This is a genomic window from Allorhizobium sp. Av2 (genome assembly GCF_021462805.2).
Lineage (GTDB): Bacteria > Pseudomonadota > Alphaproteobacteria > Rhizobiales > Rhizobiaceae > Allorhizobium > Allorhizobium vitis_G.
In genome coordinates this window covers 297,188-311,481 of record NZ_CP192696.1, presented here as the reverse complement: position 1 = coordinate 311,481, position 14,294 = coordinate 297,188, and the positions used below count along the sequence as shown (strand labels likewise).

The following is a 14,294-nucleotide window of genomic DNA, read 5'->3' as shown; positions in this document are numbered from 1 at the left end:
AACCACATACTATTTTTCTGTGAAAAAGGTTAACAAAACGCTTGCAAAGCCGCGAGCACATGAAAAAATTATTTGATGCTAATGTGGGCAGGATCAGGGCAGGCAATCAACCAAAGATTGTTTTTGCTGACAGAAAGACATTGTGATCTCTGACAGATAAGCCATCACTTCCGGCGTGCCAGGTTGTTATTGCTGACAAAATTGCCGCGCATTCGCGGTCCAGTTGCCGTATCCGGTTGCAACGAGATTGGCAATAACCCTGCAAACATAGCGTTTTTGCGCTGGATCGTTGTTAGGACCTGCATGATAGCGCGCAACTGCCATTGTCCAGGTTTCGTGTCTTCCATGCAACGCGACCAGGAATTTTGCGGCGTATTCGACGTTCCGTTTCGGGTCGAACATCTCTTCGAGCGAGTGGAAATTCTCGTGATGGAAATAATGGTTGATTTGCATGCAACCAATATCGATCAATTTCGCGCCCTGCTGCTTGGCCAGCGCGAAAGTTTGCATGGCATCTGTCATGGAATCGGGGAACAGCGCCTTACCCTCGACATTGAGAGCGTAAGGCTGAAGTGACCCTTTGCGTCCGGTTTCCGTCAGGCCGACCGAATAGAGGATCCCTTCGGGGATCCCATATTTGGCCGCAGCACTGCTAATTTCGCGCTCGCATAATCCCGCTGAAGCCGAAGCGTAGCCCTCGTTACAGGTAAAGCTGACCGCTACCGCCAGAAGCATTGCCGCCGGTGCCCACCGTCGCAGAACGTGCCGCATCATCGACTGGACCTCCGGATGTCTGTCCATACACATCAAAAATCGGCTGCGTTTGTGAACGGTTGCCGCCCTGGCTGGAACTGCCACCGCCCTGCTGCATGCTCTGCTGATTGCTGTTCTGGCTCTGGGAATTGGTCTGGTTGTCATTATTGGGCTTTTCAGTGCTGGCTATGCTGATCTGGACGTTGTCAACGGAGAAGCCATGGCTTTTCAGCGCCGCCACAAGACCGTTCTGGTCTTCGTTCAACTTTCGATAAGCCGCGCTGTTTTCAACAACCAGGCTGACCGTTAATTCGCCATTCGTCAGCTTCAATGTCGCCGTGACACTTCCAAGATTTTCCGGCGTCATCTTCAGTTTGAGCGTGTTCATCGTTCGATCGGTGCTGATCTGTTCGCTGGCACTGAGCTTATCGGAAGCATGACTATGCATCGCCTGCGCCCAGGAACTGTCACCAGCCATGGATGCGGCAATATTGGCGCCATTGCTGGTGTTGACCGGGGCAATAATGCGTCGGCTGTCAAGCACGCTGACATTCTGCAACGGATCAATACCTGTCGTTGCTGGCTGGCTTGCGGTATCATCGGCAGGCGACGCCGCCGAGGTATCGCTGCTGGTGACCATATGCAGGGCATCCGCAGCACTGCTATCCTTGACCGTTTCCTTGGTCGCCGGTGAAACGGCATCCTGCTGCCCCGATTGGACGGACTTGGCCTGCTTGGCAAAATCAATCGCTGTGGCACCCTGGCCGATCTTACCCGTCTTGTCATCCTGCGACGCAACCTGGCCGGCGACGGCGGTCAATGCCGTATCGCCGTCACTGGTGGCCGACCCGGCTGCTGTCTGGCTGCCTGCTTGACGTGCAGCGTGCTGCAATTGTCCAGCGCTCAAATCGCCCAATAATGTCAAGGCATCCTGGGCACCCGTCGCTGCCTTTGGCTCTGCAGCAGTGTCTTTGGTATCGTCGGTGGCAGGCTTTGCCGTCTTGGAGCTGTCCTTGGTCTGGGTTTTCGTAACCCCCGGCATGTCTGACTGAGCCGCCGCCGTAGCGGCTTCCTCATCGGTCGTTGTCGATTTGAGGGCTGCCAGGGCCGCGAGCAGAGGCGTACCATTTTCCTGACGGCCTTTGACGGCGATTTTGCCGGTATCATCTCCAGCGCCTTCAGTCTCGGCAGCGAGCGCTTCCTCCGCATTTGCGCCAGCAGTAGCAGCCTCAGTCGTGGCGTCATCCCGCTGGGTCAGAGCAGCAACAAGCTTTGCGAGCATGCGGCTCTCATCCGTCTTCTCCCCGGAGGAAGATGCGGTCTCTGTTTGCCCTTGTGTCTGGGCCTGCGTTTCGGTCTGGGCTTGGGTTTGGGTCTTGGTCTGGCTCGCCAAAGCCTTGGCAATCAGTGCGGCAGCCTTGGAATCGCCAGCAGCTATCGGCGCATTGCCGACCGTTTGCGACGATGCTTTGCCGTCATCGCTGGCGCCAGTGGCTTCATCATCAGCGACACTCCCCTGCTCCGCCTCGGCCGAATGCTCCTGATGTGCTGTAGCAGATGTCGCTGTGGACGTCGTTGATTTGGTCGATGACGATAAAGCAGCAGTCGAACGGGTCTGTGTCTGGTCTTGATCCACAGGAGCATCGTCGTCGTCTGCTTTCTGCTCCTGCGCTTGGCTACGGTCAGCCGTATCGGCCAGAGCGTCTAGAAAACCCTTGCCCGCGCCCTTGCCTTGATCAACACGGCTGCTGCTGTAGGCTGGTGAAGCGGCAGAACCTGCTGTAATAGTGGCATCGATCATTTCGTTACGCCCTCCCCCTTCAACATTTTATCTATTTCTTCAAGCTTAGATCGGCCGCCGCTCATGAATGTCTGGAATTCCGGATCAGGCTTTTGCTTTGCATCTGCCGAGGCCGGATTGACCGGCGCCGTGCCAACGCCCGCAACGGGTGGCGCGTTGGCCTTGGTATTGGCCGGCATGCCAGGGTCCTGCTGATTGGAAACATCGGCCGCAACCCCTGGGGCAGACTCGTCCCCCAATGGAGGCGGTGTGTTTGATGGGTTTTGCGGCGCGGTTGGCAAGGTGATGATCTCCTGCGCAACAGCTCTGGCTGCTTCCAGCAAGGCGTTATCGGAGGCCGACAGCTGATCTTTTGGCAATTGTGAGATCGTGCTCAGCGCGTTTTTGACGTCGGTGGTCGAAATCAACGCCGCGCCGCCATAAAGCAGCGCCTGCGGATCATTTTTATCTGGGAGGCCCGCCAGGCTTTGCGCCTGGCTGGAAGCAAGACTGGCCAAAGTCTGATTGCCGTTGATCGTCGCGCGGCGCGCAATGCGCAGATAGACTTCCCGCTGACGATCCGGATCCATGGTCGCCAATGTCGCCAGAATATCGTTCTTATCCAGCTCCGAGAAATGATCGACAACCAATTGCACCAGGAGATCGGCAAATTGGCTGGCATAGGGCGAATAGAGAAAGCGCCGGGCATAGCGATTGGCATAGGCCATGGCGCGACCATTCTGGCCGGTATCCATGGCAATCTGGAAGGACCGCCGCAGGGCCGCTTCCTCGACAATGGTGCCGGGCGCAACAAGGCGGGCGATATCGAAGAATTTAAGGGCCCCAGCCGGATCTTTCACCAGGGTGACATTCCCAGCCACCAACGCGATATAAGGCCCGACCCGACCGTTCTGATAGAGGGGCACCATCTCGCCAAGCGAGCTTGCCACCAGCACGCCTTTGCCACTCAAGTATTTTCTCAACATATCGCTGACGCGGTTGTCGAAATGACCATCAACGTCGCGGGCAACGAGATAATCCAGCGTTGCCGGATTACCCCCGCTCATCGTGTAGATCAGCGCCGCATCGACATTGCGCGGGTCTTCGAAATCCGAAGACACCGCAGTCCGCAGCCGCTTGTCGATCCGGGTCAGAAGAAAACGCTGCATGTCCGCAGCCGAATGGTCACCGCGAACGACTGAGTCCTGTACAAATTGCAGAGAGCGCAACATCAGATAAGGCGGCAGGTTATCACTGTCGCCGCCACCTGCGGGAACGCTGGTGGCAGGCCCGGTTGCACCGGCCGCAGGAGCCTGGCCCGGCGCGTTGCTTGCTGGAGCTGGGCCTGCCGCATATGCCTGACCCGCGCAGGCAACAGGGCTGCCGACAGCCAGGGTCAGCAGCACGCCATAGAAGGCGAAGCTGGAAAATCCAGATCTGGCACCCAGGGATCTGCGCGCGGTCATCACCTTACTTCTTGTCTCCCTGAACAAGGATCTCGATCCGCCGGTTTGCAGCGGCCAACGGGTCCTCCGGCTTCAACAGCCGGCGATCGGCAAAGCCGGACACCTGGGTAATACGGTTTTGTGCGAGCCCGCCGCGCACCAGCATGTAGTAGGCCGAATGGGCGCGTGACATCGAGAGGCCCCAATTGTCGTTATCAGGGCCTTTATATTGGCGTGCGTCGGTGTGGCCCCTGATAACCACGGCACCCTGGCGCTCCGCCAGCAACTTGCCGATCTTTTCCATCGCCAGCACCATTTCCTTGCGAGGCACGGCGGAGCCGACATCGAACATCGGGGCCTGGGACTGGTCGGTCAATGTTATCAGCAATCCGCCTTCAGCCGGCTGCACAATCAACCCTTCGGCCAATTTACCAGCCACGCCACCGATTTCGGAGGCGATTTGCTGCTTAAGCTGGTCCGCCTGCTGTGTCTGATCGCTATCGGCCGATGCATTCTGCTCTTCACGAGCAACCTGCTTGGGATCAGGCCGCGCCTTGGGAACGGCAATGGCTACCTGCTGACCGTCGATTTCGACCTGCGGCTTTGCCTCAGGCTGAGACTTCGATGGGGGATTGCCCTGCGCTCCATCCGGTGCGGCGGCAGCAGCAGTCTGCTGATCGACCGGCTTTTGCTCGAACGGATCGGGCTTTGCCACCGTCTCGGCCACGGTTTGCTGTTCGTCAGGCTTGGCTTTACCGGGCTTGCCCTGCGCCGTCTGCATCTGTTGGCTCCAGAAATCCGGATCGAACGGGTCGCGGTAAGCCTCGCCGCCCGACGCGCCGGTGGACGGGCCGGATTCACTTGCTCCGCCTTCACCCTTGGCGCTGACATTGGCTTGCTGACCAACTTCCTGGGCAATTTCGGCCAGGACGGAATAGGGATTTTCGAACAGATCCGCTTCCGAATAGACGGGCTTATCGCCCGAGGTCGAGGTCATGTCCTCGCCGGTTGCCGCCGCCTTGCCGAGCGTCTCCTCTTCGGCCTTGATTTTCGAGCGTTCCTTGCTTTCTTCGCCCTCAGCCTGATCGACCGGCTTTTTCACGCCCTTCTCGGTTGGCTTTTCATCAGCCAGCTTGATCGGATTGAAATAGCTGGCAACCGAGGCGGTCGTCTTCTCATTGGCGGCATTGACCAGCCACATGACCAGGAAGAAGGCCATCATCGCTGTCATGAAGTCGGCATAGGCAATCTTCCAGGCGCCGCCATGGGCGCCATCGTGATCGCCGCCGCCATGCCGTTTGATAACGATGATCTCGTTCTTGCCGTGGTGGTGATTTTCAGCGTCGCTCATGCCAGAACTTTCTTCAGACTGGCCGTCCAGGCGGAAATCCGGGTGACCAATGCCGCGCCACCGACATCGACCGTCAGGTCGAGATCATCGGCCTCGACATGTTTAAGCAACAGGTCTTGACCTTCCATGAGGTCGGCAAGTTGCTTGAACAGCGCGGCAGGTCCGGTAACGGTGATTTGACCCGCGGCTCCCTCCAGGACAGCGGCCTTCAACAGGCCGGAAATATCCTCCAGGGCCTTGTCGACAAGCAGATCCGATAGCAGGGGCGCCAATGTCTCGACCGTCTGGCTACCAACAATGCGCGACAGGTCCGAGGCGATCTGCTGAAGCCCGTCTGCAATCACACGCGCTAGCTCCGCCTGATGCTTTTCTGTCAGTTCCTGAAGCGCTTCAGCATGAGCCTTTTCGAGAGTGCTGAGCACTTCGGCGTGACGTTCATCCGCCGCCTTGCCCCCCGCGTCCTGGCCTTCCGCATAAGCTTCCTGCCGCTCTTTTTCCACATCCACCGGATCGGGCTGAGGAAGCTCAAGCATCGGCATATCCGGAAACATCAGCGCATCATCGTTGAAACTCATGGCCTCCGCAGCCATCGGCGCTGGCGGCGGTGCAGAGAAATCCTTCAGATAATGAGCGAGCGGCATGGTCATGTCATTTTCTCCCGGACCTTACGGCCCTAATCGTCGAGACCGCGTCTATGGCGTTATCGACGCACAATACCTTTGGCCGGGTAAGGCCCAAAGCTTAAATCATCAACCTGATACCCGGGATCATTCCCAGGACCCTTTCAGGACATGCAGGATATCACAGGCGGCCCGGTCTCCCGCATGACGGCAAACGCAAACACCTGTTTCATGATGTCGAAGCTAGGCGGCCAAACTTGCGCGAGGATTTTCTCAAGGCGGTCAGGCGTGCCGATTGGCACTCACCCTACATAATTTAACGGGATTGGGCAGGTTTAGGACGAAAATGCCCCGGCGGATTTTGCAGTTATATCGGCTGCATCTCCTGAAAATATGTTGGACCGCGCCAGGGCAGTTGCGCGGTCCAACGATTCCACCAGATGCCGATGACCGGCGGCACGGCAGAAAGCGAAAATTGTAACTCCGGCCCGTTGTCGAAAAACTACTTGAAGAGCGTCAGGATGTTTTCGGCATTGGTATTGGCAATCGACAGCGCCTGGATGCCAAGTTGCTGCTGCGTTTGCAGTGCCTTGATCTTGGTGGATTCCTCGTTCATATCTGCATCCACCAGACGTCCGACGCCCTTGTCGATCGTATCGCTGAGGTTTTTAACGAACGTATCCTGGGATTCGATACGGCTGCTGATCGCACCCAAGGTCGAAGCAGAATCGGTCAGATCCTGAAGCATTTTGTCGACGGCCGAAATCATGCCATCGAGATCGTCGTTGGACATGTCGGTGGTCAGGGTGATTTCGGTGCCGGTGGCAGGCGTCACCGAATCCGCGTCCAGCAGGTAATAGGTGCCTGTCGTGGTGGTCGTACCGTAGGCCCAGGTCGCAGTCGTGGTCCGTGTCAGGATGCCGTTTTCAGCATTCTGAGTATCGATCAGGGTCGACTCGGACGTGTTAAACTTCAATGTGGTAACCGACACCGTACCGTCGCTGGCGCGGTTGAAGGAGGCGACCATTTCCTTGGTGGTGGGAGGATTGGTCGATTCGTTATACAACCAGTTTTCGCCGGAGAATGAAGCGGATTCGGCAATGGAGGCGAGCTGGTTCTTCAGCTCGTTGATTTCCTGGTTGATCTTGTCTTTGTCCACGCCCGGTTCGCGCGCCGCAACCAGTTTGGACTTGATGGAGCTGAGCACGTCAATACTGGAATCCAGACCAGTATAAGCGGTATCTGCTTTTGAAGCAGCAAGCCCCAAGGCGTCCTGAACTGTGGAAAGCGCTTTGTTATCCGAGCGCATCGTGGTCGCAATCGACCAATAGGCGGCATTGTCTTTGGCGCTGTCGACTTTATAGCCGGACGAGATTCTATTCTGCGTCGTCTCCATGTTCTGGTCGATGCCACGGAGGGTCTGCAAAGCCGCCATAGCGGAGGTATTGGTCATAATGCTGGTCATAGAGTGCCCCATGAAGGTGAAGGGACATGCCGGATTTATGGAAGACACCGGCAACGCTGGTCTGCATCATGCACGTCGGCTACGCTCTTGCCCTGGTAGCCAACCCAACGTTGTTAACAGATTATTAACCCTGAATTAGTTAACAAATGGTTAACTCTGTTATCAAAGTTTTAATAGGTCTAAACGAATTCCTAATTTTTTCAAGACCAAAGAAAAGCGCGCATGAAAAAAGCCGCAGCGGGTGCTGCGGCTTTGATAAGCATCGTGGGTCCAACACATCGGGCAAGAACCATTCCTGGCCTCCCAACGGTAGATGGCTCTGGCTTGGTGCAACCTCCAAGCCATTGTTGCGGCTTGGAGGTTTTTTTTGACAAAGAAGGCGTAAGGGCCTTCGAACCCTCGTGTTATTTGAACAGCGACAGAATGCTTTCGGAATTGGAATTTGCAATCGACAGGGACTGGATGCCCAGCTGCTGCTGCGTCTGCAACGCCTTCAGCTTGGTCGACTCCTCGTTCATGTCGGCATCCACCAGACGGCCCACACCGGTGTCGATCGTATCGCTCAGGTTCTTGATGAAGCTATCCTGCAACTTCAGGCGCGAGGTCGTCGCACCAATGGTCGAGGCCGCATCCGTCATGTTGGATAGCATCTTGTCGACTGCTGCAACCATTCCGTCGATGTCATCATCGCTGGTCGACGAGGACAACGTCACCTCAGTGCCAGCTGAAGCACCAACAGACCCTTCAGACTTGATCAGAAAAAAAGTGGCTGTGGACGTGGTCGTACCATAGGCATAGGTGGCGACGGTCGCCTTGGTCAGCAAACCACCCTCACCAGACGTGTCATTGATCAGGACCGAGTCGGACGTATTGAAGGAGATCGTCTTGATCGACACATTGCCATCAGCGCCACGAATGAAGGAGCCGACCATTTCCTGGGTCGTGCCAGTGGTTTCGCTGTTGTCATACAGCCAGTTCTCGCCATTGAACGACGCAGACTTGGCAACAGAGCTCAGCTGGTTCTTCAGCTCGACCAGCTCCTTGTTGATCTTGTCCTTGTCTACGCCCGGTTCGCGAGCGGCAACCAGCTTGGCCTTGATATCGGTAACGACGTTGATCGCTGATTCCATGCCGGTATAGGCGGTATCCGTCTTGGCAGCACCAAGGCCGATGGCATCCTCAACGGCACCAAGCGCCTTGTTATCCGAGCGCATTGTCGTGGCTATCGACCAATAGGCCGCATTATCGGATGCGTTCTCAACCTTATAGCCGGACGAGACCCTGCTCTGCGTCGAGTTCATGTCGTCAGAAATCGACCGTAGGGTCGAAAGTGCTGAAATTGCAGCCGTATTTGTCATCAAGCTCGTCATAAAAGTGCCCCTTGAGGTGATTGCTTTGGAAAGGGACAGACCGGATTAAGACCGGCAACATTGGTCGGCTTCATGCCCGCCAGATCTCTATCTGCTTGTCCGGCCCAGTGCTTTCGTGAGCACAGAAAACACCATCATGGTTAACGAAACCTAAATTTAAAAAAAATATTAACCATAAAACGAGGGCGTACGGAGATGCTCCAGCCATCTTTCAGGATCAGGGCATTAATTTTCTCTCTACTTATCAATTACTTGAATTACCGCGCCACCTGCCATCCCAAAGAACGAAATTTTGTAATTCCAGGAACCGGCATGTTCGATAGACCAACCTCCCAGGGTGCTTTCGGTCCTAAAAAAATAGCCGAGCTTTCCGCCCGGCTATGCATTTGGTTGTTCTCGACGTCCCTAGGCTTAACGGAACAGCGACAGCACGTTTTCGGAGCTGGAGTTGGCGATCGACAGGGACTGGATGCCCAGCTGCTGCTGCGTCTGCAACGCCTTCAGCTTGGTCGACTCCTCGTTCATGTCGGCATCCACCAGACGGCCCACACCGGTGTCGATCGTATCGCTCAGGTCCTTGATGAAGCTGTCCTGCAACTTCAGGCGCGAAGTCGTCGCACCGATGGTGGCCGCAGCATCTGTCATGCTGGACAGCATCTTGTCCACCGAGGCAACCATTCCGTCGATGTCATCATCGCTGGTCGTTGACGACAACGTCACCTCAGTGCCAGCTGATGCACCAACAGACCCTTCAGAGCTGATCAGATAAAAAGTGGCTGTGGACGTGGTCGTACCATAGGCATAGGTGGCGACGGTCGCCTTGGTCAGCAAACCACCCTCAGCAGACGTGTCATTGATCAGGATCGAATCGGATGTATTGAAGGAGATCGTCTTGATCGACACATTGCCGTCGTTGCCACGGACGAAGGAGCCAACCATTTCCTGGGTCGTGCCAGTGGTTTCGCTGTTGTCATACAGCCAGTTCTCGCCATTGAACGACGCGGACTTGGCAACAGAGCCCAGCTGGTTCTTCAGCTCGGTCAGTTCCTTGTTGATCTTGTCCTTGTCCACGCCCGGTTCGCGAGCGGCAACCAGCTTGGCCTTGATATCGGTAACGACATCGATAGCGGCTTCCATGCCGGTATAGGCCGTATCCGTCTTGGCAGCACCAAGGCCGATGGCGTCCTCAACGGCACCAAGCGCCTTGTTATCCGAACGCATTGTCGTGGCTATCGACCAATAGGCCGCGTTGTCCGACGCGCTCTCGACCTTATAACCGGAGGAAATCCGGCTCTGGGTGGTCTCCATATCGGAGCTGATCGACCGCAGCGTGGAAAGTGCTGAAATCGCAGCATTGTTCGTCATAATACTTGTCATAGGCGTTGCCCCTTATGGAACTGGAAACGGAAGGGACATCCCGGGCTCCTTCCCGGCGAACGACGGCTCCGCTTCATGCCATTAATCTTTTTAAACAAGAGATTAATCCGTCGTTTTGATGTTTCTATTTAAAACGAGTTAGGTTAATTCTTGCTAAATCACGAGAAAAAATTATTCAAAAAATTTTATGAAATGGTGATTCGTTTAACGATAACCAGCAAGCGGAATTCCATTCAAAAGTACGACCATGGCCGAGGGCGTCATATGGCTGTTTGATCAGAAACAGGTGCAATCCAAAATCGTACAGCGGCACATTGCGGATCAAGAAAACAAAATAGCCGGGCTTTCCGCCCGGCTATGCATTTGGTTGTTCTCGACGTCCCTAGGCTTAACGGAACAGCGACATAACATTTTCGGAGCTGGAATTGGCGATCGACAGGGACTGGATGCCCAGCTGCTGCTGCGTCTGCAACGCCTTCAGCTTGGTCGACTCCTCGTTCATGTCGGCATCCACCAGACGGCCCACACCGGTGTCGATCGTATCGCTCAGGTCCTTGATGAAGCTGTCCTGCAACTTCAGGCGCGAAGTCGTCGCACCGATGGTGGCCGCAGCATCTGTCATGCTGGACAGCATCTTGTCCACCGAGGCAACCATTCCGTCGATGTCATCATCGCTGGTCGTTGACGACAACGTCACCTCAGTGCCAGCTGATGCACCAACAGACCCTTCAGAGCTGATCAGATAAAAAGTGGCTGTGGACGTGGTCGTACCATAGGCATAGGTGGCGACGGTCGCCTTGGTCAGCAAACCACCCTCAGCAGACGTGTCATTGATCAGGATCGAATCGGATGTATTGAAGGAGATCGTCTTGATCGACACATTGCCGTCGTTGCCACGGACGAAGGAGCCAACCATTTCCTGGGTCGTGCCAGTGGTTTCGCTGTTGTCATACAGCCAGTTCTCGCCATTGAACGACGCGGACTTGGCAACAGAGCTCAGCTGGTTCTTCAGCTCAGCGAGTTCCTTGTTGATCTTTTCCTTGTCCACGCCCGGTTCGCGAGCGGCAACCAGCTTGGCCTTGATATCGGAGACGACATCGATAGCGGCTTCCATGCCGGTATAGGCCGTATCCGTCTTGGCGGCACCAAGGCCGATGGCGTCCTCAACAGCACCAAGCGCCTTGTTATCCGAGCGCATTGTCGTGGCTATCGACCAATAGGCCGCGTTGTCCGACGCGCTCTCGACCTTATAACCGGAGGAAATCCGGCTCTGGGTGGTGTCCATATCGGAGCTGATCGACCGCAGCGTGGAAAGTGCTGAAATCGCAGCGTTGTTCGTCATAATACTCGTCATAGGCCTTGCCCCTTGAATGACACATAGGAAGGGACATTCCGGGCTATCCCCGGTGAAATTCGGCTCGCCTCATGCGATTAACATTCAATTAACAGGTTAACCCGCCGATTTCGATAGCCTGTTTTAAAACATATATAGTTAAAAATGCCCTAATAACGGATTTATTTATTAATTTAAATAAATTTACTCCGATATTACTTAGTTAATACATCGTTAAGTTAACGAAAAATTAAAAAAAGGCCGGATTTGCAGTCCGGCCTCTCGGATTGAAATGACTATATCGTCTCTTAGCGGAAGAGCGACAAGACGTTCTCTGTGCTGGAGTTGGCGATCGACAGCGCCTGGATGCCCAGTTGCTGCTGCGTCTGCAACGCCTTCAGCTTGGTCGATTCCTCGTTCATGTCCGCATCAACGAGCTTGCCGATACCGACATCAATCGTATCGCTGAGATCTTTTGCAAAGCTGGACTGCGATTCGATCCGGCTCTTCGTCGCACCGATGGTGGCCGCAGCATCTGTCATGCTGGACAGCATCTTGTCCACCGAGGCAACCATTCCGTCGATGTCATCATCGCTGGTCGTTGACGACAACGTCACCTCAGTGCCAGCTGATGCACCAACAGACCCTTCAGAGCTGATCAGATAAAAAGTGGCTGTGGACGTGGTCGTACCATAGGCATAGGTGGCGACGGTCGCCTTGGTCAGCAAACCACCCTCAGCAGACGTGTCATTGATCAGGATCGAATCGGATGTATTGAAGGAGATCGTCTTGATCGACACATTGCCGTCGTTGCCACGGACGAAGGAGCCAACCATTTCCTGGGTCGTGCCAGTGGTTTCGCTGTTGTCATACAGCCAGTTCTCGCCATTGAACGACGCGGACTTGGCAACAGAGCTCAGCTGGTTCTTCAGCTCGACCAGCTCCTTGTTGATCTTGTCCTTGTCCACGCCTGGTTCGCGAGCGGCAACCAGCTTGGCCTTGATATCGGAGACGACATCGATAGCGGCTTCCATGCCGGTATAGGCCGTATCCGTCTTGGCGGCGCCGACGCCGAGCGCGTCCTGCACGGCAGACATCGCCTTGTTATCCGAACGCATCGTCGTGGCTATCGACCAATAGGCCGCGTTATCGGATGCGTCCTTGACCTTATAGCCGGAAGAAATCCGGCTCTGCGTGTCCTCCATCTGCGTGCTGATCGAGCGCAGAGTGGAAAGTGCCGAAATGGCCGAATTGTTGGTCATGATGCTTGTCATCAGATCTGTCCCTGTGGTTACACAATACAAAAGAGGGACATGCCGGACTATATACCGGCAGAAGCGATCGACATCATGTCAATTAACGAGAGTTTGTTTAACTCGCCTCTAATCAGCACATAACCACGCACGCCTTTAAGGTTAGCTCAACAGGATTGGTAAAAGAAACATTAACAACACCAAAAGCGCTCACGATGGGCGCGCAAGTCGCAAACAGACTGTTCTATGGTTTATAAACCCTCTATTTCTAGGGACGATCTGGATTCAGGAAAAAGAGCGCACCAGGCTGCCGACCAGAAGGTTCCAGCCATCGATAAGCACGAAGAACAGGATCTTGAACGGCAGGGAAATCGACGTCGGCGGCAACATCATCATGCCCATGGCCATGGTGATGGTAGAGACGATCATGTCGATGACCAGAAAGGGCAGGATGATCAGGAAGCCGATTTCAAAGCCACGCCGGATCTCCGACAGCATGAAAGCCGGGATCAATACCCGGTAATCGACCTTGCCTTCCACGACCGCCGTCTGCCCGCGCTCATTGGCCAGATCAATAAACAGCCTAAGGTCTTTTTCGCGGGTATTGTTGGACATGAACCCCCGAAAAGGCTCGGCGATCCTGGGGACAGCCTCGGCCTCGGTAATCTGGTTGTCCAGAAGCGGACGCACACCATCGCGCCAGGCCTGGTCCATGACTGGCGTCATGACATAAAAAGTCATGAACAGAGCAAGGCTGGTCAGGATCATGTTGGACGGCGTGCTGGACAGGCCCATGCCGGAACGCAGAATGGAAAAAGCGATCACAAAGCGCGGAAAGCTCGTCACCATGATCAGGATGCCGGGAGCAACCGAAAGAACGGTCAGAAGACCGAAGGTGCGGATAATCCAGGCCGCGACGGATCCGTCGACCGGCGCTGTCAGGAAGTTTGACGGAAGCTGCTGCGCCTGGGCCAGTTCCGGGGCCGCTATCATCGCGGCGATCAAGATAAGGGTTCGAATCATTCGATGACAAACGTCCTAAACAAAAGCTTCGATACCCGTCCTTCAGACCGCACGTCAACTCGCTCGCGCAGATCGTCCTTCAAATAATCGAAACCGCGTGGGCCTTCGATCTGTTGCAGGGACACCGTGCGCATATAGGCCATCAAATCCTGATGGATATCTTCGGCCAGTTTCGCATCGACCGGACCGTTGAAGACCAGAGCCACTTCCAGCCGCACCCAGCTTTCCGAGGGATAGGCAAGGTTGGTGGTGACAGGATCGAGCTGGACAATTCCATTGGCCTCTGCTGGCAATTTCGGCAGGCCGGTATCTTCTTTTTCGCCTTCCTTTTTCTTGCCCCCGTGCTCTTCAGTAGCCTTTTGTTCTTCCTTCGCCACCTTCACCTTGGGCGCAACCATGGTGCCGACCAGCCAGCCAGCACCACCACCGACCACTGTCAGTCCAGCAAGCGCCGCGATGAGCAGAATGGGAGAGGCCTTTTTTGAAGGGCCTTCCAGCGCTGGTGCATCTGCCATGGTGGTCTC

General features: G+C 55.3%; 12 protein-coding genes. All 12 read right to left on the bottom strand.

Translation table 11 applies throughout. The annotated features are described in order from the left end of the window. Nucleotides 1-186: 186 nt before the first annotated feature. The gene (locus FS819_RS01495) at nt 187-735 is read right to left on the bottom strand and encodes a transglycosylase SLT domain-containing protein (RefSeq protein ID WP_156548850.1); all 549 of its coding nucleotides are present in this window, start codon (nt 733-735) and stop codon (nt 187-189) included. Continuing rightward, nucleotides 701-2,554: a flagellar hook-length control protein FliK gene (gene fliK, locus FS819_RS01490; protein ID WP_156548633.1), complete on the bottom strand. Its 1,854-nt coding sequence runs from the start codon at nt 2,552-2,554 to the stop codon at nt 701-703. Before fliK ends, FS819_RS01495 begins: the two co-directional genes overlap by 35 nt. Further along, nucleotides 2,551-3,999: a chemotaxis protein MotC gene (gene motC / locus FS819_RS01485; RefSeq protein WP_156548635.1), complete on the bottom strand. Its 1,449-nt coding sequence runs from the start codon at nt 3,997-3,999 to the stop codon at nt 2,551-2,553. Before motC ends, fliK begins: the two co-directional genes overlap by 4 nt. A 4-nt stretch (nt 4,000-4,003) precedes the next feature. Then, nucleotides 4,004-5,329, bottom strand: a complete 1,326-nt coding sequence (locus FS819_RS01480; protein ID WP_156548636.1) for a MotB family protein — start codon at nt 5,327-5,329, stop codon at nt 4,004-4,006. Beyond that, nucleotides 5,326-5,976, bottom strand: coding sequence for a GTPase (locus FS819_RS01475; protein ID WP_156548638.1), 651 nt, complete (start codon nt 5,974-5,976; stop codon nt 5,326-5,328). The genes FS819_RS01480 and FS819_RS01475 overlap by 4 nt, the downstream gene beginning before the upstream one ends. 475 nt (nt 5,977-6,451) lie before the next feature. Further along, a complete protein-coding gene (locus FS819_RS01470) occupies nt 6,452-7,414 on the bottom strand; it encodes a flagellin N-terminal helical domain-containing protein (RefSeq protein ID WP_070163553.1) in 963 nt (320 codons plus the stop codon). A 404-nt stretch (nt 7,415-7,818) separates the two neighbouring features. Beyond that, nucleotides 7,819-8,784, bottom strand: coding sequence for a flagellin N-terminal helical domain-containing protein (locus tag FS819_RS01465; protein ID WP_156548640.1), 966 nt, complete (start codon nt 8,782-8,784; stop codon nt 7,819-7,821). 411 nt (nt 8,785-9,195) lie between these two features. Then, on the bottom strand, nt 9,196-10,161 hold the full coding sequence (locus tag FS819_RS01460) for a flagellin N-terminal helical domain-containing protein (RefSeq protein ID WP_156548642.1): 966 nt from the start codon (nt 10,159-10,161) through the stop codon (nt 9,196-9,198). Nucleotides 10,162-10,549: 388 nt separating this feature from the next. After that, a complete protein-coding gene (locus FS819_RS01455) occupies nt 10,550-11,515 on the bottom strand; it encodes a flagellin N-terminal helical domain-containing protein (RefSeq protein WP_156629832.1) in 966 nt (321 codons plus the stop codon). 287 nt (nt 11,516-11,802) lie between these two features. Beyond that, nucleotides 11,803-12,768 carry a flagellin N-terminal helical domain-containing protein gene (locus FS819_RS01450; RefSeq protein WP_156548644.1) on the bottom strand — a complete coding sequence of 322 codons (966 nt, stop codon included), beginning with the start codon at nt 12,766-12,768 and terminating at the stop codon, nt 11,803-11,805. A gap of 264 nt (nt 12,769-13,032) precedes the next feature. After that, nucleotides 13,033-13,770 (bottom strand): flagellar type III secretion system pore protein FliP, encoded by a 738-nt coding sequence (gene fliP, locus FS819_RS01445; protein ID WP_060716404.1) that lies wholly within the window; start codon nt 13,768-13,770, stop codon nt 13,033-13,035. After that, nucleotides 13,767-14,285: a flagellar basal body-associated FliL family protein gene (locus FS819_RS01440; protein ID WP_156548646.1), complete on the bottom strand. Its 519-nt coding sequence runs from the start codon at nt 14,283-14,285 to the stop codon at nt 13,767-13,769. The genes fliP and FS819_RS01440 overlap by 4 nt, the downstream gene beginning before the upstream one ends. Nucleotides 14,286-14,294 lie beyond the last annotated feature (9 nt).

What these genes read in the sequence shown, in the direction of transcription:
- fliP (WP_060716404.1), bottom strand. Translation starts at nt 13,770, where the DNA reads ATGATTCGAACCCTTATCTTGATCGCCGCGATGATAGCGGCCCCGGAA.
- FS819_RS01470 (WP_070163553.1), bottom strand. Translation starts at nt 7,414, where the DNA reads ATGACCAGCATTATGACCAATACCTCCGCTATGGCGGCTTTGCAGACC.
- FS819_RS01450 (WP_156548644.1), bottom strand. Translation starts at nt 12,768, where the DNA reads ATGACAAGCATCATGACCAACAATTCGGCCATTTCGGCACTTTCCACT.
- fliK (WP_156548633.1), bottom strand. Translation starts at nt 2,554, where the DNA reads ATGATCGATGCCACTATTACAGCAGGTTCTGCCGCTTCACCAGCCTAC.
- FS819_RS01455 (WP_156629832.1), bottom strand. Translation starts at nt 11,515, where the DNA reads ATGACGAGTATTATGACGAACAACGCTGCGATTTCAGCACTTTCCACG.
- FS819_RS01495 (WP_156548850.1), bottom strand. Translation starts at nt 735, where the DNA reads ATGCTTCTGGCGGTAGCGGTCAGCTTTACCTGTAACGAGGGCTACGCT.
- FS819_RS01465 (WP_156548640.1), bottom strand. Translation starts at nt 8,784, where the DNA reads ATGACGAGCTTGATGACAAATACGGCTGCAATTTCAGCACTTTCGACC.
- FS819_RS01460 (WP_156548642.1), bottom strand. Translation starts at nt 10,161, where the DNA reads ATGACAAGTATTATGACGAACAATGCTGCGATTTCAGCACTTTCCACG.
- FS819_RS01480 (WP_156548636.1), bottom strand. Translation starts at nt 5,329, where the DNA reads ATGAGCGACGCTGAAAATCACCACCACGGCAAGAACGAGATCATCGTT.
- FS819_RS01440 (WP_156548646.1), bottom strand. Translation starts at nt 14,285, where the DNA reads ATGGCAGATGCACCAGCGCTGGAAGGCCCTTCAAAAAAGGCCTCTCCC.
- FS819_RS01475 (WP_156548638.1), bottom strand. Translation starts at nt 5,976, where the DNA reads ATGACCATGCCGCTCGCTCATTATCTGAAGGATTTCTCTGCACCGCCG.
- motC (WP_156548635.1), bottom strand. Translation starts at nt 3,999, where the DNA reads ATGACCGCGCGCAGATCCCTGGGTGCCAGATCTGGATTTTCCAGCTTC.